Annotated in this window: 16 protein-coding genes and 1 tRNA gene; 12 read left to right on the top strand and 5 right to left on the bottom strand. The window is 28.7% G+C overall.

Going from position 1 to position 23,790, the window contains the following annotated elements; genetic code table 11:
- Positions 1-3: 3 nt before the first annotated feature.
- The 5 genes from BX611_RS07160 to ccsA are packed head-to-tail and all read left to right on the top strand — an operon-like array spanning position 4 to position 9,772.
- A complete protein-coding gene (locus BX611_RS07160) occupies positions 4-1,848 on the top strand; it encodes a cytochrome c family protein (protein WP_115879634.1) in 1,845 nt (614 codons plus the stop codon).
- On the top strand, positions 1,836-4,151 hold the full coding sequence (locus BX611_RS07165) for a hypothetical protein (RefSeq protein WP_220344136.1): 2,316 nt from the start codon (positions 1,836-1,838) through the stop codon (positions 4,149-4,151). Before BX611_RS07160 ends, BX611_RS07165 begins: the two co-directional genes overlap by 13 nt.
- A gap of 9 nt (positions 4,152-4,160) precedes the next feature.
- Positions 4,161-5,789, top strand: a complete 1,629-nt coding sequence (locus tag BX611_RS07170; protein WP_147296405.1) for a hypothetical protein — start codon at positions 4,161-4,163, stop codon at positions 5,787-5,789.
- Positions 5,790-5,791: 2 nt separating this feature from the next.
- Complete coding sequence (locus BX611_RS07175; protein WP_115879640.1) at positions 5,792-6,607, top strand: GW dipeptide domain-containing protein; 816 nt, start codon at positions 5,792-5,794, stop codon at positions 6,605-6,607.
- 39 nt (positions 6,608-6,646) lie between these two features.
- Positions 6,647-9,772 (top strand): cytochrome c biogenesis protein, encoded by a 3,126-nt coding sequence (ccsA, locus tag BX611_RS07180; RefSeq protein ID WP_115879642.1) that lies wholly within the window; start codon positions 6,647-6,649, stop codon positions 9,770-9,772.
- A gap of 102 nt (positions 9,773-9,874) precedes the next feature.
- Here ccsA and bcp read toward each other — a convergent pair whose 3' ends face one another.
- Positions 9,875-10,327 carry a thioredoxin-dependent thiol peroxidase gene (gene bcp / locus BX611_RS07185; protein ID WP_115879644.1) on the bottom strand — a complete coding sequence of 151 codons (453 nt, stop codon included), beginning with the start codon at positions 10,325-10,327 and terminating at the stop codon, positions 9,875-9,877.
- Positions 10,328-10,362: 35 nt separating this feature from the next.
- On the opposite strand from bcp, the gene nth reads away from it, so the two are divergent.
- Complete coding sequence (gene nth / locus BX611_RS07190; protein WP_115879646.1) at positions 10,363-10,998, top strand: endonuclease III; 636 nt, start codon at positions 10,363-10,365, stop codon at positions 10,996-10,998.
- A gap of 225 nt (positions 10,999-11,223) precedes the next feature.
- Here nth and BX611_RS07195 read toward each other — a convergent pair whose 3' ends face one another.
- Entirely contained in the window at positions 11,224-11,808 is a 585-nt protein-coding gene (locus BX611_RS07195; RefSeq protein WP_181897238.1) for an RNA polymerase sigma factor, read from the bottom strand.
- A 239-nt stretch (positions 11,809-12,047) separates the two neighbouring features.
- On the opposite strand from BX611_RS07195, the gene uvrA reads away from it, so the two are divergent.
- Positions 12,048-14,831, top strand: coding sequence for an excinuclease ABC subunit UvrA (gene uvrA / locus BX611_RS07200; protein ID WP_115879650.1), 2,784 nt, complete (start codon positions 12,048-12,050; stop codon positions 14,829-14,831).
- Between the two features lie 3 nt (positions 14,832-14,834).
- On the opposite strand, the gene BX611_RS07205 is transcribed toward uvrA, so the two are convergent.
- From BX611_RS07205 to bshB1, 3 genes are all read right to left on the bottom strand, one after another.
- Complete coding sequence (locus tag BX611_RS07205; protein ID WP_147296406.1) at positions 14,835-15,521, bottom strand: tetratricopeptide repeat protein; 687 nt, start codon at positions 15,519-15,521, stop codon at positions 14,835-14,837.
- 120 nt (positions 15,522-15,641) lie between these two features.
- Positions 15,642-15,717 (bottom strand) — tRNA-His (locus tag BX611_RS07210).
- A gap of 53 nt (positions 15,718-15,770) precedes the next feature.
- A complete protein-coding gene (gene bshB1 / locus BX611_RS07215; protein ID WP_115879655.1) occupies positions 15,771-16,487 on the bottom strand; it encodes a bacillithiol biosynthesis deacetylase BshB1 in 717 nt (238 codons plus the stop codon).
- Between the two features lie 218 nt (positions 16,488-16,705).
- Between bshB1 and BX611_RS07220 the strand changes: the two genes are divergently transcribed.
- From BX611_RS07220 to BX611_RS07240, 5 genes are all read left to right on the top strand, one after another.
- Complete coding sequence (locus tag BX611_RS07220) at positions 16,706-17,560, top strand: leucine-rich repeat domain-containing protein (protein WP_115879657.1); 855 nt, start codon at positions 16,706-16,708, stop codon at positions 17,558-17,560.
- 138 nt (positions 17,561-17,698) lie between these two features.
- Complete coding sequence (locus BX611_RS07225; RefSeq protein ID WP_115879659.1) at positions 17,699-18,163, top strand: MarR family winged helix-turn-helix transcriptional regulator; 465 nt, start codon at positions 17,699-17,701, stop codon at positions 18,161-18,163.
- Positions 18,164-18,187: 24 nt separating this feature from the next.
- On the top strand, positions 18,188-19,309 hold the full coding sequence (locus BX611_RS07230; RefSeq protein ID WP_115879661.1) for an efflux RND transporter periplasmic adaptor subunit: 1,122 nt from the start codon (positions 18,188-18,190) through the stop codon (positions 19,307-19,309).
- Positions 19,309-22,491: an efflux RND transporter permease subunit gene (locus tag BX611_RS07235; RefSeq protein WP_115879663.1), complete on the top strand. Its 3,183-nt coding sequence runs from the start codon at positions 19,309-19,311 to the stop codon at positions 22,489-22,491. The genes BX611_RS07230 and BX611_RS07235 overlap by 1 nt, the downstream gene beginning before the upstream one ends.
- Positions 22,475-23,788, top strand: coding sequence for a TolC family protein (locus BX611_RS07240; RefSeq protein WP_115879665.1), 1,314 nt, complete (start codon positions 22,475-22,477; stop codon positions 23,786-23,788). Before BX611_RS07235 ends, BX611_RS07240 begins: the two co-directional genes overlap by 17 nt.
- Positions 23,789-23,790 lie beyond the last annotated feature (2 nt).

Below are 23,790 nucleotides of genomic sequence, written 5' to 3' on the forward strand. Positions count from 1 at the left end.
TGAATGCGTAGGTATTTTAAACATATTATCCTTATTTTATTATTAAATACCTCATATAACTATGGACAAATTTCTCCTGGGAAATTAAGTAAAGCCCACTCAGAATTAGAAGGAATGAGTAACTGTATGCTGTGTCATGATTTAGGAGAAAAAGTATCAAACGCAAAATGCTTAGATTGCCATAAAGATATTCAATCACTAATTTCTGAAGAAAGAGGATATCATAATAGTTTTGATGTAAAAGATAAAGATTGTTTTAAATGTCATAGCGAGCACCATGGTTTAAAATTTGAGATGGTTCGTTTTGATGAAGAAAACTTCAACCACAAACTTACTGGATATAATTTAGAAGGTAAACATGAAGTAATTGATTGTAGAAAATGCCATGTTTCCGATTTTATTGAGGATTTAGATATTAAAAAAAGAGAGAAAACTTTCTTAGGATTAGAGACAAAATGTTTATCATGTCATGATGATTATCACCAAGAAACACTTTCTTCAAACGATTGTGCATCTTGCCATGACATTGAATCCTTCTCTCCTGCTTCAAATTTTGAGCATTCAAAAACGGATTATATTCTTAATGGCCAACATGAAAAAGTTGAATGTAAAGAATGCCACCAGTTAACTACAAAAGATGGTAAAGATTTTCAAGAATTCAACAATATTGCTTTTAATGATTGTAAATCTTGTCATGAAGATGCTCATAATAACCAACTACAAGGAAAGTGTTCTCAATGTCATACAGAAGAATCTTTTTCAGCATTTAATGGTAACCAAAATTTTAACCATAATACAACTAATTTTAAATTAAAAGGAAGTCATAAAAAAATTGATTGCTTTAGTTGCCATGACAAAACTTCAAATCCTCTACTCGTTTTTCAAAACACTAAAAATGTAGAAGAAAATAATTGTATTGAATGCCATACAGATAAACATGAAGGTAAATTTGGCAATGAATGTGTTAAATGCCACATTGAATCAAGTTTTGTTTCTTTAAAATCTATGGATTTTTTCAACCATAATGTAACAGATTATCCTCTTGAAGGATTGCATAACCAAGTTGATTGTAAACAATGTCATGATAAAAGATTTACAGAAGCAATAGATTTTTCATCGTGTAATAGTTGTCATGAAGATTATCATCAAAATGAATTTAATGTAAATAATATTTCACCTGATTGTAATAGTTGTCATACTCTTGAAAATGGCTTTGACACAAGTATTTTTACTTTTGAAAGACATGAGGAAACACAATTCCCATTAGAAGGAGCCCATGTTGCAACTCCTTGCTTTGCTTGTCATATTAGTGAAGAAGATGATCGATGGACTTTTAAAAATATAGGGACTACCTGTGTTGAATGCCATGAAGATATTCATAAAGATTATATAGATAAAAAATATTACCCTGATAATAACTGTACAACTTGTCACGTAAATGAAACTTGGCAAAGTATAAGTTTTGACCATAAAACAACAAATTGGCCTTTAGAAGGGAAACATCTTGAAGCTGATTGTAGAGAATGTCACATTACCAATAATGAGTCAAAAGATATATTCAATCAGAAATTTTCAAATTTAGAGACTAATTGTACTAGTTGTCACGAAAATAAACATGGGGATCAATTTGAAATAAATGGGGAGACAGAGTGTGTAAGATGTCATATTTTAGAAAGTTGGGTTCCTGAAAAATTTGATCATAATACTACTGCTTTTCCTTTAGAAGGAAAACATGCAGAAATTGAATGTAATAAATGTCATATAGCTTCTATAAGTGCTATAGATACAATTAATACAAGTTTTAATTATAAAATTGAAAAATTCCAATGTATAGATTGTCATCAATAATATTAGTGGTATTTGCAAGCATGCAACTATTAGCTCAATCTCCTCATGGGAAAGAGCTAACTGTAGATTGTGCCCAATGCCATACTTCTGAAAGTTGGAATGTTAATATACAAACATTAAAATTTAACCATAATGAATTAACCGATTTTAACCTTGAAGGAACACATTCCGAAATTAATTGTAAAGAATGTCATACAACACTAATATTTGAAGAAGTTCAAAATCAATGTATTTCTTGTCATACAGATATGCACAGTGCATCTGTAGGTAATGATTGCGCAAGATGTCATACTGCACAAAACTGGAATGTAGATAACATCCCTGAATTGCATGAACAAAATGGCTTTCCACTTATTGGAGCACATACAAGTTTAAATTGTGTAGAATGTCATACTTCTGAAACTAACTTAAGGTTTGATAAATTGGGGAATGAATGCGTTAATTGTCACCAAAGCGATTTTAATGAAACTATAAATCCTAACCATACAATTGCAGATTTTTCACTTAATTGTACTGAATGCCATAGCGCATTTGATACAACTTGGTCACTTGGTGATTTTAATCATGATAAATTTCCTTTAACTTTAGGCCACGATATTCAGGAATGTAAACAATGTCATAAAACTAATAATTTTAGTGACACTTCACCTGAATGTATTACCTGCCATCAAAATGATTTTAATAATTCTGAAATTCCAAACCATACAAACGCACAGTTTTCAACGGATTGTATTACTTGCCATACAACTAATCCTGATTGGACTCCTGCTAACTGGAATCACGATTTTTATGCTTTAAACGGGGCACATGCAGAAATCTCAGATGATTGTGTAGCCTGTCATAAACCTAAATATGGAACTTATGATAATACACCTACTGATTGCGTAGGATGTCATTTAGAAGATTTTAATAGTACAACGGAGCCTAACCATAGTGCATCTAATTTTTCTACTGATTGTACTTATTGCCATACCGAAAATAGTTGGACACCTTCAACCTTTAATCACGATTCATTCCCGCTTACTTTAGGTCATGATATTGATGGCTGTACACAATGCCATACAACCTCAAATTATGCTGATGCATCTCCTGAATGTGTGAGTTGTCACTTAAATGATTTTAATAATTCTGAAATTCCAAACCATACAAACGCACAGTTTTCAACAGATTGTATTACTTGCCATACAACTAATCCTGATTGGACTCCTGCTAATTGGAATCACGATTTTTATGCTTTAAACGGGGCACATGCAGAAATCTCAGATGATTGTGTAGCCTGTCATAAACCTAAATATGGAACTTATGATAATACACCTACTGATTGCGTAGGATGTCATTTAGAAGATTTTAATAGTACAACGGAACCTAACCATAGTGCATCTAATTTTTCTACTGATTGTACTTATTGCCATACCGAAAATAGTTGGACACCTTCAACCTTTAATCACGATTCATTCCCGCTTACTTTAGGTCATGATATTGATGACTGTACGCAATGCCATACAACCTCAAATTATTCAGATACATCTTCTGAATGTGTGAGTTGCCACTTAAATGATTTTAATACAACCTCAGATCCTGATCATCAAAATGCTGGTTTCTCAACAGAATGTAATGCCTGCCATACAACTGGTGGATGGACTCCGGCTACTTTTGATCACGACTTTTTCCCGCTTACTTTAGGACATGATATTAATGACTGTAAACAATGTCATACAACATCAAATTATGCTGATGCATCTTCTGAATGTGTGAGTTGTCACTTGAATGATTTTAATACAACTTCAGATCCTGATCATCAAAGTGCTGGTTTCTCAACGGAATGTACTGCCTGCCATACAACTGGTGGATGGACTCCGGCTACTTTTGATCACGACTTTTTCCCGCTTACTTTAGGACATGATATTAATGACTGTAAGCAATGCCATATAACCAATAATTATGCTGATGCATCTCCTGAGTGTGTAAGTTGTCACTTAAATGATTTTAATACAACCTCAGATCCTGATCATCAAAGTGCTGGTTTCTCAACAGAATGTAATGCCTGCCATACAACTGGTGGATGGACACCGGCTACTTTTGATCACGATAGTCAATATTTTCCAATTTATAGTGGAAAACATCAAGGAGAATGGGATAAATGTACAGATTGTCATACTACAAATAACTATGCAACTTTTAGTTGTATAGATTGTCACGAGCATAGTAATAAAGCAGAAGTAGATAGTGATCATAGAGGTGAAAACGGATATGTATATGAGAGTAACGCTTGTTATAGATGCCACCCGGATGGAAGAGATTAAATACTAAAAATGAAATTAAAAACGATATTAATATTTATGCCTTTGATGTTATTATGCCCAAAACTATTTGGGCAAGACAAAGATATTTTAATTACAGGAAAGGTTTCGTTTGTAAATTCAAAAAATATTTATGTGAAATTTGAAAATACAAAAAACATTAATATTGGTGATACTCTCAAGTTTTTAAATCAAGAAAAACCTTGTTTATTAGTGCAAAACAAGTCTTCCAAATCTGTTATCTGTATTTCATTATTTAACTGTGAAATAGAAAAAGGTGCTATTGTTTATCATAATTACACTAATAATGATTCAAAAAAAGAAGAAATTGATAAAAAAACTATAATTATTGAAAATAAAAAAATTATTAAAAACATAGAAAAATCTGAAAAAGAATTAGATGCTATTGAAAGAATAAGAGGCAAATTATCTGTTGCCAGCTATAGTGATTTTAAACCATCAAATAATAATAGCCATCGCATGATGTATCGTTTTTCAATAAACGCGCAAAACATTGATAATTCTAAAATTTCTTTGGAGACTTATTTAAATTATAGGCAATATTTTCAATCAAAAGATAGTGCAGTACGTCAGAGAGAAAATGTATTCAATATTTATAATTTAGCTTTAAAATATGATATTACACCAACATTTCTCTTAACTGTTGGTAGAAAAATAAACAATAAAACATCATCTTTAGGCGCAATTGATGGTTTGCAAGCTGAAAAGTTTTTTGGCAATAGCTATGTTGGAATTATAGCTGGCTTTAGACCTGACATTAATGATTATAATTTTAATTCAGATTTACTTGAATATGGTGGCTATTTTGGAAGAATTACAAATAATCAAAATTTTCAATCTCAAACAACATTAGGCATATTACAACAAACTAATAAAGGATTAATTGATAGAAGGTATGCTTATTTTCAACATTCTAGTGCCGTTTTAAAAAAATTATTTCTTTTTTCTTCGATGGAATTTGACTTATATAATAAGGTTGATACTCTGACTTCAAACACTATAGATCTTACAAATTTGTATGCTTCAGCAAAATATAAATTTAGTAGAAAATTAGATTTAATGGTTTCATATGATTCCAGAAAAAGAATTCTGTATTATGAAACATTTCAAACTGAAATAGAACGACTTTTGAATGATAATGAAGCTAGACAAGGATTAAGGCTACGATTAAATTTAAAACCAACAAAATTTTTGTATGCTGGAGCAAGCTATAGTAAAAGGTTTCAAAGTTCAACACAAAATAAATCTAATAATATAAACGCCTATATGAGTTCCTCTAAAATTCCAGGTATTGGAGGTCGACTTTCCATTAATTTTAATAAAAACACTTCTAATTATTTAGAAAGTACAATCATTTCTATCCGACATTCAAGAGAACTAATTCTAAACAAACTAAGTGCAGATTTTTATTTTAGAATGGTTGATTATGATTATTTTAATGAAAATTCAACAAATAAACAAAATTATTATGGCTCTAGCCTTTCGCTGCGAATTAGCAAGAGCTTAAAATTTAATTTATTTGGAGAAATGTCTGTAATATCTGGAGAAAAAAATAATTACAGAATTAACACATCAATTTCTAAACGATTTAAAAATAAAAGAAAAACTAAAATATTTTAATTATGATTTTAAAGTTAAAAAACACTACAATAATTGCATTTATTATAATAAGTATATCGGCTTGTAATACTGGTCCGAAAGTAATAGAAGCATCAAATGAAGCAATCGGTTCTGAAAAAAGCAGTGGTATTTTTTCTGATGAAAATAAAATTGAGCCAAGTACAACTGGAACAAGCACTTTTAATGGTGATTTACATACTGTTAAAGTAAATGAAATTCTAGAGACTTCTAAGTATTTGTATATGAATGTGACTGAAAATGATGAGCAATTTTGGATAGCAACAAGATTAATGGATGTTGCAATAGGCGAAACATATTATTATAAAGGAGGGCTTCTAAAAACAAACTATGAAAGTAAAGATTTTAATAGAGTTTTTGAAAAAATATATTTAATATCAGGTAGTTTAGTGGCTGCAAATCATTCAAGCACTAAAAAAACTACAAGTAATAGCAACCAATTACTTACAAAACAAGAAACTACAAAAGCAACGCCAGCTCCAATTAAAACTACTGTAAATAAAATTGAAGTTGAAGGTTCTATGAAAATTTCAGAATTGGTAAAAAATGCTAAAAATTTAGAAGGAAAAACAGTTCAAATAAGTGGTGTTTGTGTAAAATCAAATGCTAATATTATGAACAGAAATTGGATACATTTAAAAGACGGCAGTAAAGATGATTTTGATCTTGTAATTACATCAGATACTTTCATTCCTGAAGATGCAATTATCACTTTAAAAGCAACTGTTTCTTTAAACAAAGATTTTGGAGCAGGATATAAATATGATTTAATTTTAGAAAACGGAATAATACTACCTTAACCTAAAATTTTAAAATTAACCAGTCTAATATTCGTTTAAATGAAGAAAATTATAAACATATTCAACAAAATTTTTGAAGCTCTTTTTAACACAAGAGCTGCTGGATTATATATATTATTATTCGCAGCAGCAATTGGTATTGCAACATTTATTGAAAATGATTACGGAACAAGTTCAGCTCAAAAGGTAGTATTTCAAGCATTTTGGTTTGAACTATTACTCTTATTTTTTAGTATTTCAATAGTTGTTAATATTGTTAAATTTAAAATGATTAAACAAAAAAAATGGGCTCTAGTACTATTTCATGGTGCTATTATTTTAATTTTAATTGGTGCTGGTATTACACGCTATTTCGGATTTGAAGGTATTATGCACATAAGAGAAAATGATTCTTCAAATACGTTTTTATCTTCAACAAACTTTCTAAAATTTAAAGTCATTAAAAATGGTAAAACTTTCGAATTTAATGAAGAAGTATTATTTGCAACATTAGGAAATAACAATTGGCACGACTCCTATTTAATTGAAAATGATTTAATTGATGTTACAATAAAAGAGTTTATTCCAAATCCAACTCAAAAATTAATTAATAGTTTAAATGGAACCGCAACTTTAAAGGTAGTAGTTGCTGGAACGAATGGTAGAGAAGAATATTTTATAAAAGAAGGTGAGCAAAACAAGTTTGGAAACTTGTTCTTCAATTTTAGTAAAAATATGCTTCCAAATGCAATTAACATCTTATATAAAAATGATTCCTTATTTTTTAAAACTAATAAGGTATTTACTCAAATGGTAATGGCAACTCAAAAAAAAGATACTATTTACCCTTCAAATACTTATCAACCCTTATTACTTCGTTCATTGTACTCTGATGGGTTAAATAATTTTGTTTTACCAGAATTTACTAAAAATGGAAATGCTACAATTGAATCTGAAAACCCAAAAGTAAGTAGTAGCAGTAAAGTAGCTCTTTTAGCTGCTATTTCTGTAAATGGAAAAATTCAAGAAACTTATTTATACGGACAAAAAGGATCACCTGGAAGACCTGAAATATTAAATTTTGAAAATTTAAAGTTATCTGCGTCCTACGGTACCAAAGAAATAAAAGTACCTTTTACTATAAAATTAAAAGATTTTATATTGGATAAATACCCTGGTACAAACAGCGCTTCATCGTATGCAAGTGAAGTTCAACTAGTTGATACTAATAAAAATATTAAAAAAGATTTTAGAATATTTATGAATAATATTTTGAATTATAATGGCTATCGTTTTTTTCAATCATCTTTTGATAAAGATGAAAAAGGTACTTATTTAAGTGTTAACAACGATTATTGGGGTACTTTAATTACCTATATTGGATATATACTTTTAACAATAGGTCTGTTACTCACTTTTTTCAGCAAAAAAACAAGGTTTTATACAGTTTTACAGAAAATAAAAAAAATGAGAGCAAAAAACACTGCACTCATATTTGTTTTATTATTTTCAATAACATCTTCTACAACATTTGCACAATTAAATAAAGAAGATTTAAAAGTTACACATATAATAGACATTAATCACGCTAATAATTTCAGCAAACTTGTTGTGCAAGATTTTAGAGGTAGAATGAAACCTGTGCATACACTTACGCGTGAAATATTAAGAAAACTAGCGAGAAAAGAAAGTTTATATGGGCTAAGTTCTGAGCAAATTGTTTTAAGCATGTATGCAAATAGTAGTGATTGGTATGATGTGAAAATTGTGAAATTGGGCAAACACGAAGATATTTCAGCAAAATTAGGTGCTACTACCAAATATATATCCTATAAAGATTTTTTTGACCAAAATGGTGTTTATAAATTAAAAGATGAGGTTCGTAATGTTTATAATTTAAAACCCGTAGATAGGGGTGTTTACGAAAAGGAATTGCTTAAAATAGATGAGAAAGTTAATATTTTGAGTATGCTATTTTCAGGAACTTTATTAAAAATTGTACCTAACGTAAACGATCCAAATAACACTTGGTTATCTAATCATGGTTCAGGTAATCACAATCATTCAGAATCTCAAAATAGTATAGCCGCTAAATTTTTCAGTTCGTATAGTAAAATGTTAAATGATGCAATGCATACTAACAATTACAGTGAAGCAAATAATCTAATTAACGAACTTAAAGAATATCAAATTAAAAATGGAGGAGCAATTATGCCTTCTTTATCAAAAATTAATATAGAAATACTACTAAATAATTCTCAAGTTTTTAGTCGTTTAGCACTACTCTATTTTATATTAGGGCTTGCATTTTTATTCTTTTTATTTTTATCAGTTTTTAAACCAAGTAAAAACTTAAAACTAGCCTATAAAATCTTATTCACATTAGTCCTAATTGGTTTCATTTTTCATACAATTGGACTAGGTTTTAGATGGTATGTATCGGGAAGAGCACCTTGGAGTAATGGGTATGAATCTATGATTTACATTGCTTGGACGTCCACTCTTGCTGGAATTATTTTTACTAGAAAATCTTTTGGTGGTTTAGCAGCAACAATGGTTTTAGCTTCAATTATATTATTGGTTTCTATGCTAAGTTTTTTGGATCCGGAAATCACGCCATTAGTACCCGTATTAAAATCATATTGGTTAACAATTCATGTTTCATTAGAAGCTGGGAGTTATGGATTTTTAATGTTAGGTGCTATAATTGGAATTATAAACTTAATATTAATGTTGTTTATAAATGAATCTAATAAAGATAGAATTGTTAGAATTATTAAAGAAATGTCTTATATAAGTGAATTAACCTTAATTGGAGGTTTAGTTATGGTAAGTATAGGTACCTATTTAGGAGGTGTATGGGCAAATGAATCTTGGGGAAGATATTGGGGTTGGGATGCAAAAGAAACCTGGGCATTAGTAACAATATTGGTTTATGCTTTTATTTTGCATATGAGAATAATTCCAAAATTATTTGGATTATATTCCTATAATGTAGCCACTATTTTTGGATTAGCGAGTGTTATAATGACATATTATGGTGTAAATTATTATTTGTCTGGCTTACATTCCTATGCTACAGGTGATCCAATACCAATTCCTAATTGGGTATATATTGTAGTTGTATGTTTATTTATTTTAAGTATTTCGGCTTATTTTAAAAAGAGAAAATTCAAATTAAAATAATAATTTTAAACTCATAAAACTTCAAATTAATAATTAAGAAAATCTTCAGTTCAACGCTGAATCACTTAATTAATATCAATTTAATTACTCTAAACGAATATTTTATATTAATATCTGGCTGGTATGTTCCTTTGTTTTAACTTTAGCAATTACATTTTCAATAACTCCATTTTCATCAATTACAAAAGTAGTTCTATGAATACCATCATATTCACGTCCCATAAACTTTTTTGGTCCCCAAACTCCAAAAGCGTTAATTACAGTTTTATCTTCATCTGCCAATAAAGGAAAAGGTAATTCGTTTTTATTAATAAAATTTTGTTGACGCTTTGCTGAATCAGCACTAACACCTAAAATAGCATAGCCTTTTGCTAAAAAAGTTTGATAGTTATCTCTTAAATTACAAGCTTCAACGGTACAACCTGGAGTACTTGCCTTTGGGTAAAAGAAAATTACTAACTTTTTTCCTAAATAATCACTTAGTTTTATAGTATTTCCATCCTGATCAAGTGCTTCAAAATATGGTGCCTTGTCACCTGCTTTTAATGTTATCATAATTTGTATTTTAGCTTTTTGTAAAGATACTAAAAATGACAAAGAAAGAAAAAGTTCAATTTGTAATTGATACACTTGAAAAATTATATCCTAAGGTTCCAATTCCATTAGATCATAAAGACCCATATACATTGTTAATTGCTGTATTAATGTCTGCTCAAAGTACAGATGTAGGTGTAAATAAAATTACTCCCATTTTATTTGCAAAAGCAGATAATCCCTACGATATGGTAAAACTTTCAGTAGAAGAAATTAGAGAAATTATTAAACCTGTTGGTTTATCTCCAATGAAAGCTAAAGGAATTTATGGTTTATCAAAAATATTAATTGAAAAGCACAATGGTAAAGTACCTCAAAATTTTAAAGATTTAGAAGCTTTACCTGCCGTTGGACATAAAACTGCAAGTGTTGTAATGAGCCAGGCATTTGGGGTTCCGGCATTTCCAGTAGATACTCATATTCATAGATTAATGTATAGATGGGGTTTAAGCAATGGTAAAAATGTTGCTCAAACCGAAAAAGATGCAAAAAGATTATTTCCAAAAGAATTATGGAACAAATTACATTTACAAATTATATTTTATGGTCGTGAATATTCACCTGCGAGAGGTTGGGATATTGAAAAAGATATTATTACAAAAACAATTGGAAGAAAATCCATTTTAAAATAAAAAGCCCATTTTCGGTTAAAAATGGGCTCAAAGAACATTAATTCAAATGTAATTCAATATAGTCGTTTTTGTTGGTTTTAATTACTCTCATTTGCTTAGAATAATTTAACAAATATTGAATTATTTCAGGTCTTGGTTGCTCCTTTGAAAGAGACTTCTTAGTGTAAAGTTTCATCATATATTACTGGTTTATATTATAGTAACGACGAAAAATTACATTTAGTATTAGTTTACCAAAATAATATTATGTTTTTCTATTAACTTTCTTAAATTAATTAATGCATAACGCATTCTTCCTAGCGCTGTATTAATACTTACATCGGTATTTTCAGCAATTTCTTTAAAGCTCATGTCTTTATACATACGCATTATCAACACTTCCTTTTGATCCTCTGGAAGTTCAACAATTAAACCTTTAATATCATTTAAAATCTGATCTTTAATAATTTGCTTTTCTACATTTAAAACCTCATCACTTATAACTGTAAAAATATCAAATTCATCAGTATTTCTAAAAGTTGGTATTCTTTTATTTCTTCTAAAATGATCTATAACTAAATTATGTGCAATACGCATAACCCAGGGTAAAAATTTCCCTTCTTCGTTATAAGCACCTCTTTTTAAAGTGTTTATAACCTTAATAAAGGTATCTTGAAAAATATCTTCTGCAATTTCTCTATCTAAAACTTTAGACAAAATAAAACTAAAAATTCGTTGTTTATGACGAATAACTAATATTTCTAAAGACTTTTCGTTTCCGTTAATATAGTTGCTTACTAAAACGCTATCGGCAATAACTTTTCTTTCCATAATTTAAATACATTATAGGGGTTAAATGTGTATTTTATAATTTTTATAAAAAGTAAAAGTGTTATATAGGCGTTCTTTTTTTTGAATTAATATTCAAATATGCAGCATATTTTTAACATTTACAAATAAAATCCTATAAACTAGTATTAAAAATATTTAAAATATATGTTTAATAATACAGTTAAAAATCTCATTAATTGTAATTATCTTTGCATTTATTCACTTTTTTTAAAGTAAACATGACCCAAAATATAGCAACATTAAACCCAAAAGAATTCATTCTAATAAAAGGAGCAAAACTTCATAATTTAAAAAATATTGATGTTGCAATACCTAGAAATAAATTGGTAGTTATTACAGGGCTTTCTGGATCTGGTAAATCCAGTTTAGCATTTGACACATTATTTGCTGAAGGTCAGAGAAGATATGTTGAAAGCCTGTCATCCTATGCGCGTCAGTTTTTAGGAAGGTTAAATAAACCAAAAGTAGATTATATTAAAGGAATTGCACCTGCAATAGCTATTGAACAAAAAGTAAATTCCACAAACCCAAGATCAACAGTTGGTACTTCTACTGAAATTTACGATTATTTAAAATTACTTTTTGCCAGAATTGGTAAAACCTACTCCCCAATTTCAGGAAATGAAGTAAAAAAAAATACCGTTTCAGATGTTATAAATTATATTAAAACTTTAGAGTTAAAAACAAAGTTACTACTACTTGCACCTGTTCATATCCCCGATGAAAGAAGTGTATTACAAACTTTAAAAATATTAGCACAACAAGGTTATTCAAGAATAAAATACAAAGATGAAGTTTTAAGAATTGAAGAAATTAAACAGGAAATTGAACATGATTTTTATTTAGTTGTTGATAGAATTTCCGTTAAAGATGATGAAGATTTTTACAATAGATTAGGTGATGCTATACAAACTGCTTTTTTTGAAGGAAAAGGTGAATGTATTCTTGAGAATTTAAATACAAATACTCAAATATTGTTTAATAATAAGTTTGAATTGGATGGACTACAATTTTTAGAGCCTAATACACATCTGTTTAGTTTTAACAATCCATATGGAGCTTGTCCAAAATGTGAGGGATATGGAAATGTTATTGGAATTGATGAGGATTTAGTTATTCCAAATACTTCAATTTCAATTTATGAAGATGCTATTTTACCTTGGAAATCAGATTCATTTAACCATTTCAAAAACGATTTAATAACCCACGCCTATAAATTTAATATTCCAATACATAAACCTTGGTTTGAATTGAATGAAGATCAAAAACAACTTATTTGGAGTGGAAATAGTTCTTTTAATGGATTAACTCATTTTTTTAACCATCTAGAAGAAAAGAGCTATAAAATTCAGTATAGAGTTATGTTATCGCGTTACAGAGGTAAAACAAAATGTACTTCTTGTAAAGGAAAAAGATTAAGAGACGAAGCTACTTATGTTAAAATAAATAACAAAAACATAAGTGAATTAGTGGATTTACCTTTAAATGAATTAGCAGATTTTTTTAAAAACCTAAAATTAGAAGTTTACGAACAAAAAATTGCAAAACGATTATTGGTTGAAATCAATAATAGATTACAATTTTTAAATGATGTAGGTTTAAATTATTTAACTCTTAACCGAACTTCAAATACATTATCAGGTGGTGAAAGTCAACGTATTAACTTGGCTACTTCATTAGGAAGCAGTTTGGTTGGCTCCATGTATATTTTAGACGAACCAAGTATAGGTTTACATCCAAAAGATACTGAACGCTTAATTAAAGTGTTAAAAGATTTACGAAATTTAGGTAATACAGTTATTGTTGTAGAACACGATGAAGATATTATGAAAGCTGCCGATGTTATTATTGATATTGGACCTGAAGCTGGAACTTTTGGAGGCGAGGTTACTGCTGAAGGTACTTTTAAAGAAGTTTTAAAATCTGATTCGTTAACAGCTCAATATTTAAATAACAAACTTAAAATTGAAATACCTAAAACAAGGAGAAAATCAAAAAATAGCGTTAAAATAATTGGCGCTCGTGAAAACAATTTAAAAAATATAGATGTTACTTTTCCTTTAAATAGTTTAACTGTTGTTACTGGAGTTTCAGGAAGTGGAAAAAGCACATTGGTAAGTAAAATATTGTTTCCAGCCATTCAAAAGAAAATTGGTGGATATGGCGAAAAAGTTGGTCAGTTTACAGAAATTACGGGTGCTTATAATACTATTGAACATATTGAGTTTATAAACCAAAATCCTATTGGACGTTCAAGCAGATCAAACCCTGTAACATATATTAAGGCATATGATGATATTAGAGCTTTATTTGCTTCAGAAAAATTGTCTAAAATAAGAAATTATCAGCCAAAACATTTCTCCTTTAATGTAGAAGGTGGAAGATGTGAGGTTTGTAAAGGTGAGGGTGAAGTTACTATTGAAATGCAATTTATGGCAGATGTGCATTTAGAGTGTGAAACCTGCAAAGGAATGCGTTTTAAAAAGGAAATTTTAGAAGTTAAATTTTATAACAAATCCATTAATGATATTTTAAATTGCACTATTGATGATGCCATTGCCTTTTTTAAATTACATAAAGAAAATAAAATTGTAAAAAAACTACAACCTTTACAAGATGTTGGTTTGGGTTATGTAACATTAGGGCAATCTTCATCAACACTTTCTGGAGGTGAAGCACAACGCATAAAATTAGCCTCCTTTTTAGTAAAGGGAACTCGCCAAAGTAAATCGCTATTTATTTTTGATGAGCCAACAACAGGTTTACATTTTCATGATATTAAAAAATTATTAAAATCGTTCAATGCTTTAATTAATAACGGACATTCAATAATTGTAATAGAGCACAATATAGATTTAATTAAATGTGCTGATTATATTATAGATTTAGGAAAAGAAGGTGGTAAAAATGGTGGATCCCTCCTATTTGAAGGAACCCCAGAAGAACTTATTAAATGTAAAAATTCTTATACAGCTCCTTTTTTAATCGAAAAATTAAACTAATTATTATTCTTTTTTTTCTGAATTTTCTATTGTAGTAATCTTACTTTTAGCAAGTACAAAATCTGGAAATAAATTTACTGCTCTCATAAAACTTAGTTTAGCTTCGGTAGTCTTTTCTAAGTTTAGCTCTATAATTCCTTGCAAATAAGCAATTGCAGCTTTTAAATCTACATTTTGATTAAAGTTTTTATTTACCTGAAATGTAACTTTAACGGTGCCATTATCAGGTAGTTGATCTGCTTTTTTAATTGATTCGTAAGCTTCATTATACTTTTTAGTAGCAACTTGTAACCCTGCAATTTTATAAGCGTGGTAATTATTATTAGTTTTAGCTAATAAACTAGTATACACTTCAGCAGCTTTATCTAATGCTCCCATAGATTCAACAGAAATGGCATTCATTTCTAATAACTCTATATTTTCAGGATTATTTTTTAAAATATCGTTTGTAATTAAAAAACAAGAAACATATTTTGCATCATTAAAATACAAATATGCTAAACTATCTTTATAAGTACTTTTATCTCCTTCTAAAGAAATAATTGAATACATTGCTGATGCAGCAACATCTTTATCATTATAATTTAAAGCTAACTTTAATTTTTGTTTTTCTAATTCTAAATTAGTTGTTGATTGAGCTACTATTGAAGTTGCTAGTAATAAAGAAAAGATATATAAATAATTTTTCATTTTGTAATATTTAATTTCGGTTTGTAAAACTATTAAAATAATTGTTATCAAATGTAAATATTATCTTAAAAAAGAAAGTTTTAAAACAAAAAAAGGTCTGAAAAACAGACCTTTTATTTTGGGTGGAAGACCGGGTTCGAACCGGCGACCTCCGGAACCACAATCCGGCGCTCTAACCAGCTGAGCTACAACCACCATTTAATCGCGGATGCAAATGTAAAACATTTCTAATTTTATACAAACATTTTTTTACATTAATTTATCTAAATTTTCTACAGCTATATAACGCTCAACATTAAAGCCTTCTGCGTGAGCTGTTCCAATTAATCTACCTAAATCCTGAGCTCTATATAAAATACTATCTAAAAAATTCTTACTCGAAATTGGTGATGAAGGTTCTTTACTTTTTGGGTCGTAAAATTGAGAGCTGTAGGCTTTTACAGCTTCTAATTTAGTATCTATAAAACCAGTTACATCCACTACAAAATCTGGTTCTATATTATCCCATTGAATATAATGATACACTCTTTTAGGCCTCCAAGCGTCCTGTACATTATCATTTAAAGTTGTTTCAATTTTAACCAAACCCGATAAAAAACAAGCATTTGATACTAATTCACTTCCTTTAGAATGATCAATATGCCTGTCTTTAATTGCGTTACACAAAACTATTTCAGGCTTATATTTTCTAATAATTTTAATTATTTCTAACTGATGTTTTTTATCGTTTGTAAAAAAACCATCAGCAAAAGCTAAATTCTCTCTAATTTTTACACCTAGAATTTTAGCGGCATTTTTTGCCTCTTCATCTCTAATTTCAGCCGAGCCTCTTGTTCCTAATTCACCCCTTGTAAGATCTAAAATTCCTACATTTTTTCCTAAAGAGATTTCTTTTGATACGGTAGCTCCACAACCTAATTCTACATCATCTGGGTGAGCTCCTATAGCTAAAATATCTAACTTCATATACTTAATTTTCTTTTAATCATACAAATATATAACATTTTAAATTCAATAATCTAGTGTTGAAATTTACCAGTATTGAAAAACCTTACCTAATAAGGGTTTTTCAATAAATGGATTAAAAATACAAACAAATGGTATGTTTTATTTGTTAAAATGAATAATATAATCTATATTAGCTATAAGTTTTTAGTAATTTAACCCTAAAATCCCCAAAGAAAATGAAAAAAATTACCCTAACAATATTGTTTTTAATAACAATTTCTGCTGTATCTTTTTCTCAAATTTCTCAAATAGAAAAAAATGTTCTTTTAGATTTATATAAATCTACTAATGGTGATTCTTGGAATAATACTTGGGATTTAACTAAACCTGCTGAAAATTGGTATGGAGTTACAATTAGCAATAATACTGTAACAAAAATTGATTTAAAAATGAATAATTTAGAAGGTTCAATTCCAGCCTCCATAGGAAAATTGAAATCTTTAACTCATTTAAACCTAGGATTCAATAAATTAAATGGTGAAATTCCTGTTGAATTATGCGAAAATAAATCTTTAGAAACTTTAGAGTTATTTATGAATCAATTGGAAGGTGAAATTCCTTTTAATATTGGCAAAATTACAAACCTTAAAGAAATAACACTTTTTAATAATTTTTTAAGTGGTGAATTACCAAACTCTATTTACAACCTAAATAAATTAGAAATTTTACAACTTAGCAGCAATAAATTAAGTGGTTCAATTTCTAAAGAAATTGGTAATTTAAAACAACTTAAAGTAATTAGTTTTTTTGATAATTTAATGCATGGAAATTTACCTAATGAAATAGGATTATTAAAAAATTTAAAAGAGCTTTCGTTATCAAATAATTTATTTGAAGGTAATTTACCTGTAGAAATAAGTAATTTAACTAATTTGAAAACTTTATTATTAAATAAAAATAATTTTATTGGAGACTTAAATCCAATAATTAAAAATTTAAGTGCTCTTAAAAATGTTGAATACAGTGCTCCTAAAGAGAAAGAAATTTATAGCAACCCTGTATCTCAAGCTACAATTATTCCAATTAACTAAAATTAAAATTTTATTTATAACATAAAAAAATCACTCAATTGAGTGATTTTTTTGTTAACAGTCGTTAACATTATTTAACATAGTTGCATATGCAACTATGTTAAATAATGTATATATTCGCTGCTTAAATTATACTAAATGGAAATTGACATTAAACTGTCAGATTTTAACGAAACTATATTACCTTGGCTTGGAAAAACATCAAAACTAATGAACATGTTTATTTCTGATGTTTTTCATAAAAATAATATACAAATTACTAAACAGCAGTGGATTGTATTAAAAATTTTAAGCGAAAAATCAGATGGCATTATTCAAAATGAACTTGCTTGTATAACTGAACGCAATAAGGCATCTTTAACAAGGCTTATTAATGTTATGGAAAAAAACAATTTAGTAGCCAGAGTTCCTTCAAAGCTTGATTCACGAAAAAATTTAATCAAAATTACACATTCAGGTGAACACTTATTTAATATCACCAAACCAATAATGATTGCTAGCATAAAAGCTATAGAAAACAACATTTCAGTTGATGAAATGAACATTTTTTTAAAAGTAATGAGCAAAATTCAAACAAACCTAAAAATCAATCAACTTAATTAGTTGTTAAACAAATAAATTAACCAAATGAGAAAAATAATAATTATAGTAATATCGGTAATTCTACTAATAGGTTCCATATTTTTAGCAAAATATTTAATTGATAACAAGCAAAAACCTAAACCTGTTTTTGATAAAATTGTTAAAACTGTTTTTACTGAAACTGTTACCAACAAATCTGTTCCAATTGTTATAACAACAAACGGTAATTTAGAAGCAAAAAATAAAATCGAGCTCTATTCGGAAGTTCAAGGTGTATTAGTTGCAACCTCTAAAGAATTTAAACCTGGTACAACTTATAATAAAGGAGAAACTTTGGTTAAAATAAACAGTAGTGAATTTTATGCAAATTTACAAGCTCAAAAAAGTAACTTGTTTAACGCTTTAACTTCTATAATGCCAGATATTAGATTAGATTATCCTAACGAATATGATAAATGGCAATATTATCTTCAAAATTTTGATATTAGCAAACCAATTCAAAAATTACCAGAAACCAATTCTGAAAAAGAAAAATTCTTTATTTCTGGTCGAGGAATCTTAACTACATTTTATAACGTTAAAAATTTAGAAGTAAAATTGGATAAATACACCTTAAAAGCACCATTTACTGGGATTTTAACAGAATCCTTGGTTAACACAGGAACATTAATTAGAGTTGGTCAAAAATTAGGTGAATTTATTAATCCTTCTGTTTATGAAGTTGGTGTTTCAATAAAATCAGAGTTTAGAGATTTATTACAAGTTGGTAAAGAGGTTGAACTTTATAATTTAGAAAAAACAAAAACGTGGATAGGAAAAGTAATTCGAATTAATGGTAAAGTTGATACTTCCACACAAACTATACAAGCATTTATTCAAGTTAGTGGTAACGATTTAAAAGAAGGTCAGTACTTAGAAGTTGCCTTAAATGCAAAACCTGAGAATAATGCCTTTGAAATATCACGAAAACTTTTAATAGATAATTCAAAAGTTTATGTTGTGAAAGATTCGGTTTTAGATTTAGTTGAAATTACACCAATTTTTGAAAACCAAAATACAGTTGTTATAAAAGGATTAAATGATGGAACTCAAATTCTTTCTCAACCTGTACCTGGTGCTCATACTGGAATGTTAGTTAAAGTTTTTAAAGAAAATAAAGCGCAATAATGAAAAAAGTAATTTCGTATTTTATAAAATTTCCTGTTGCGGTTAATGTTACAATTATAGCATTTGTTGTATTTGGACTGGCTGGTGCTTTTTCAATGAAATCTTCATTTTTTCCGTTAACAGATTCTCAAAATATCACAATAAACTTAACCTATCCAGGTGCTTCACCACAGGAAATAGAAGAAGGTATTGTGCTTAAAATTGAAGATAATTTAAAAGGTATTGTTGGAATAGATCGGGTAACATCAGTTTCAAGAGAAAACGCTGCAACCATTAATGTTGAAATAATTAAGGGAAAAAATATTGACGTTGTATTATCTGATGTTAAAAACGCCGTTGACAGAGTTCCTTCGTTTCCGTCGGGTATGGAGCCTCCAATAATTGCAAAAGTTGAAAACATTAGACCAACAATAAGCTTTATTTTAAGTGGAAATGATATTCCTTTAGCAACGTTAAAACAATATGCTCGAAATGTTGAAAATGAATTAAGAAATATTGATGGTATTTCACAAGTAAGTCTTTCTGGTTTTCCAGACCAAGAGATTGAAATAGCAGTTAGAGAAAATGATTTAAGAGCTTATAACTTAACTTTTAGTGAAGTTGCAGATGCAGTAAGTAAAACGAATTTATTAATTTCTGGTGGAAATATAAAAACGGATGCAGAAGATTATCTTATTAGAGCCAGAAATAAAAATTATTATGGAAATGAACTTTTAAATCTTGTTGTTAGAGCGTCATCCTCTGGAAATATTATTAGACTAAGTGACATTGCCGATGTTAAAGACACATGGTCTGAAAATCCAGATAGGTTATATTATAATGGTGAAAAATCTATAGATATTACGGTTAGTAATACAAATAGTGAAGATTTGATTTCTACTGCTGATAAAATTAAAGAATATATTGAAAAATTTAATCAGCAATATGATAATGTACAAATAAATATTTCAAGTGATGCCTCCATAACCCTTAATCAACGTACTGAATTATTGCTGAAAAATGCAGGTATGGGAGTGCTTTTAGTTTTATTTTTCCTTGCATTATTTTTAAATATTCGCTTAGCGTTTTGGGTTGCATTTGGAATTCCAGTTGCGTTTTTAGGAATGTTTATTTTTGCCTCTAATTTAGGTGTAACTATAAATGTGCTTTCATTATTTGGAATGATTATAGTTATTGGTATTTTAGTGGATGATGGAATTGTAATTGGAGAAAATATTTACCATCATTATGAAAAAGGTAAAACACCAATACAAGCAGCTATTGATGGAACATTAGAGGTAATTCCTCCTATTGTTTCAGCTATTTTAACAACTATAATTGCATTTTCAGCTTTTTTCTTTTTAGATGGAAGAATAGGAAATTTTTTTAGTGAAGTTTCCTTAATTGTAATGCTAACATTAGGCGTATCATTAATTGAGGCATTAATTATTTTACCTGCGCACATTGCACATTCAAAAGCACTTGAGAAAAAAGATAAAAAGAGAAACAAACTAAATACCTTTTTCTATAATATAAATACAAAAGCAGAAAAAATATTATTTTATTTTAGAGATAATTGGTATGCACCCTACCTTAAATTCTTTTTAAAACATAGAATTTTAGGATTTGCTATACCCATAGCATTACTTATTTTAAGTATAGGAGGCTTAGGTGGTGGTATTGTAAAAACTTCATTTTTCCCTTCCATAGCAAGTGATAGAGTTTCCATTAATTTAAAAATGCTTCAAGGTACTAATGAAATAATTACAGATTCTATAATATCTGAAATTGAAAAAGTGGCCTGGGAAATAAATGATGAATTTACTAAGAAGCAAACTGGTAACATTTCTGTTATAGAAAATATAATAAAAAGAATTGGACCTGGATCAGCAAACGGGAGTTTAACTGTAAATTTATTACCAGGAGAATCTCGTGATTTTTCTTCACCTGAAATTACAAATGCTATTAGAGAAAAAGTTGGAACTGTTCATGGAGTTGAAAGTTTAACTTTTGGTTCAGGTGGTAATTTTGGAGGAAGCCCTGTTGCTGTATCTTTATTAGGTAATAATATTAACGAGTTAAAAGCAGCTAAAATTGAATTAAAAGATATTTTAAGTAACAATCCATTACTAAAAGATATTTCAGATAATGATCCTGCAGGTATTAAAGAAGTTAGAATAAAACTAAAAGATAATGCCTATTTGCTCGGTTTAAATTTACAAACTGTAATGGGCCAAGTTCGTTCCGGTTTCTTTGGTATGCAAACACAACGTTTTCAGCGTGGCCAAGACGAAATTAAAGTATGGGTTCGCTATAAAAGAGAAGACAGATCATCTATTAAAAATTTAGATGATATGTGGATTACAACTCCAACAAATAATAGCGTTCCTTTTTCAGAAATTGCTACTTATGAAATAGCACGTGGCGATGTTTTAATAAATCATTTAAGCAGTAAACGTGAAATACAAATAACTGCAGATATGAAAACTCCCGGTGAAAGTGCTACAGATATATTAGATGAAATTAAAACTACAATAATGCCAGAAATTACATCAAAATATCCTACAGTTAGTGCTGCTTATGAGGGACAAAACAGAGAAGCGCAGAAAACTGTAAATTCTGCAAAAAAAGTGGGATTAACTATTTTGGCACTTATTTATATTGTAATTGCTTTTACATTTAGATCTTACGAACAACCACTGTTATTAATGCTTTTAATTCCGTTTAGTTTAATTGGTGTTATTTGGGGGCATTATATTCACGGTTTTCCAGTAAATATACTTTCTTGGCTTGGTATTATTGCATTAATTGGTATTATGGTAAATGATGGTTTAGTACTTATTGAAAAATTTAATCGCTATTTAAAAGATGGGATGAAATATGATGAAGCTCTGGTTCAAGCTGGAATTTCAAGATTTAGGGCAATATTACTAACATCAATTACTACAATTGCTGGTTTAGCACCTTTGCTTCTTGAAAAAAGTAGACAAGCGCAATTTTTAAAACCAATGGCAATTTCTATTTCTTACGGAATTATGATAGCAACTGTATTAACATTGGTAATGTTACCATTACTATTATCAGTTTCAAATTCTGTAAAAGTATTTTTAAAATGGCTATTTACTGGTAAAAAAGTATCAAAAGAAGAAGTTGAAAGAGCAATTATTGAATTAAAAAGCGAAGAAGATGAATTACATCAATAAAATTACTATCCTTTTTTTACTTTGTGTTTCTATTAGTTATGCACAAGAAAAACTTACAAAGGACCAAGCTGTTAGTTTAGCCTTAGAAAATAATTATGGCATTAAAATAGCTGAAAATAATGTTAAAATAGCCAAAAATAATAGCCGTATTTATAACACTGGTTATTTACCAAGAGTAAATGCTAATGCAGGTGCTAATTTTAGTTTAAATAATACTGAAATTACTTTTAGAGATGGGGAAATTAATGAAATAAATGGCGCTGAAGCACAATCGTATAGTACATCTATTGGCATAGCTTACACCCTTTTTGATGGATTTGGAAGGTCATACAATTTTAAGCGCTTAAAAGAAACTTACAATTTATCAAAACTAGAGGCTCAAACAATTATTGAAAATTCAATTTTGCAAATTTTTACCGTGTATTATCAGGTAGCACAACTTACTGAAGATCGGAAAAATATAGAAACATCTTTAACTATCTCTAAACAACGACTTGAACGCGCCAACTATAGTTTTGAATATGGCCAAAGCACAAAACTTGAGGTATTAAATGCGGAGGTAGATGTAAATAATGATAGCATTAGATATATTAATTCTCAACGATTATTAGCAAATGCTAAACGCGATTTAAATTTATTATTAGGTAGAAATATCGCTACAAATTTTATGGTTGACACAAATATTTCTTTCAATTTAACTTTCAATTATGATACATTACTGGAGAAAGCTAAAAAATATAATGTTGAAATATTAAAAGCAAAAACAAGCATTGCATTAAACAACTACAACCTTAAATTTAACAAGTCATTGCTACTTCCAAGCATTATATTTAGTGGTTCTTATGGTTATAATAAATCTAAAAACGATGCGAGTATATTTATCAATCAATTATCGAATGGTTTAAATACTGGCGTGAATTTAACTTGGAATTTATTTGATGGAGGTATTTCAAAAACCAAAATACAAAATTCTAAAGTAGCTGCAGACAATTTAGAAGTTCAAAAAGAACAAATTGAAAGTGAATTGCAACGCACTATTGCTAATTCACTTGAAACCTATAACAATGCTTTATTCATATTGCAGGCTGAAGAGAAAAATGTAGAAACCAATAAACGTAATTTTTCTAGAACTGAAGAACAGTTCAAATTAGGCCAAATTACAACCATAGAATTTAGACAGGCACAAATAAATTTATTGAATGCGCAATCTAATTTAAATATTGCAAAATACGATGCTAAAAATGCTGAATTAGTACTATTGCAGCTTTCTGGAGAATTACTTAATACAAGTTTCTAAAA

Source organism: Lutibacter oceani (assembly GCF_003384935.1).
Lineage (GTDB): Bacteria > Bacteroidota > Bacteroidia > Flavobacteriales > Flavobacteriaceae > Lutibacter > Lutibacter oceani.

Coding starts and splice junctions, on each gene's coding strand:
- BX611_RS07160 (WP_115879634.1), top strand. CDS start 4: ATGCGTAGGTATTTTAAACATATTATCCTTATTTTATTATTAAATACC.
- BX611_RS07170 (WP_147296405.1), top strand. CDS start 4,161: ATGAAATTAAAAACGATATTAATATTTATGCCTTTGATGTTATTATGC.
- BX611_RS07175 (WP_115879640.1), top strand. CDS start 5,792: ATGATTTTAAAGTTAAAAAACACTACAATAATTGCATTTATTATAATA.
- ccsA (WP_115879642.1), top strand. CDS start 6,647: ATGAAGAAAATTATAAACATATTCAACAAAATTTTTGAAGCTCTTTTT.
- bcp (WP_115879644.1), bottom strand. CDS start 10,327: ATGATAACATTAAAAGCAGGTGACAAGGCACCATATTTTGAAGCACTT.
- nth (WP_115879646.1), top strand. CDS start 10,363: ATGACAAAGAAAGAAAAAGTTCAATTTGTAATTGATACACTTGAAAAA.
- BX611_RS07195 (WP_181897238.1), bottom strand. CDS start 11,808: ATGGAAAGAAAAGTTATTGCCGATAGCGTTTTAGTAAGCAACTATATT.
- uvrA (WP_115879650.1), top strand. CDS start 12,048: ATGACCCAAAATATAGCAACATTAAACCCAAAAGAATTCATTCTAATA.
- BX611_RS07205 (WP_147296406.1), bottom strand. CDS start 15,521: ATGAAAAATTATTTATATATCTTTTCTTTATTACTAGCAACTTCAATA.
- bshB1 (WP_115879655.1), bottom strand. CDS start 16,487: ATGAAGTTAGATATTTTAGCTATAGGAGCTCACCCAGATGATGTAGAA.
- BX611_RS07220 (WP_115879657.1), top strand. CDS start 16,706: ATGAAAAAAATTACCCTAACAATATTGTTTTTAATAACAATTTCTGCT.
- BX611_RS07225 (WP_115879659.1), top strand. CDS start 17,699: ATGGAAATTGACATTAAACTGTCAGATTTTAACGAAACTATATTACCT.
- BX611_RS07230 (WP_115879661.1), top strand. CDS start 18,188: ATGAGAAAAATAATAATTATAGTAATATCGGTAATTCTACTAATAGGT.
- BX611_RS07235 (WP_115879663.1), top strand. CDS start 19,309: ATGAAAAAAGTAATTTCGTATTTTATAAAATTTCCTGTTGCGGTTAAT.
- BX611_RS07240 (WP_115879665.1), top strand. CDS start 22,475: ATGAATTACATCAATAAAATTACTATCCTTTTTTTACTTTGTGTTTCT.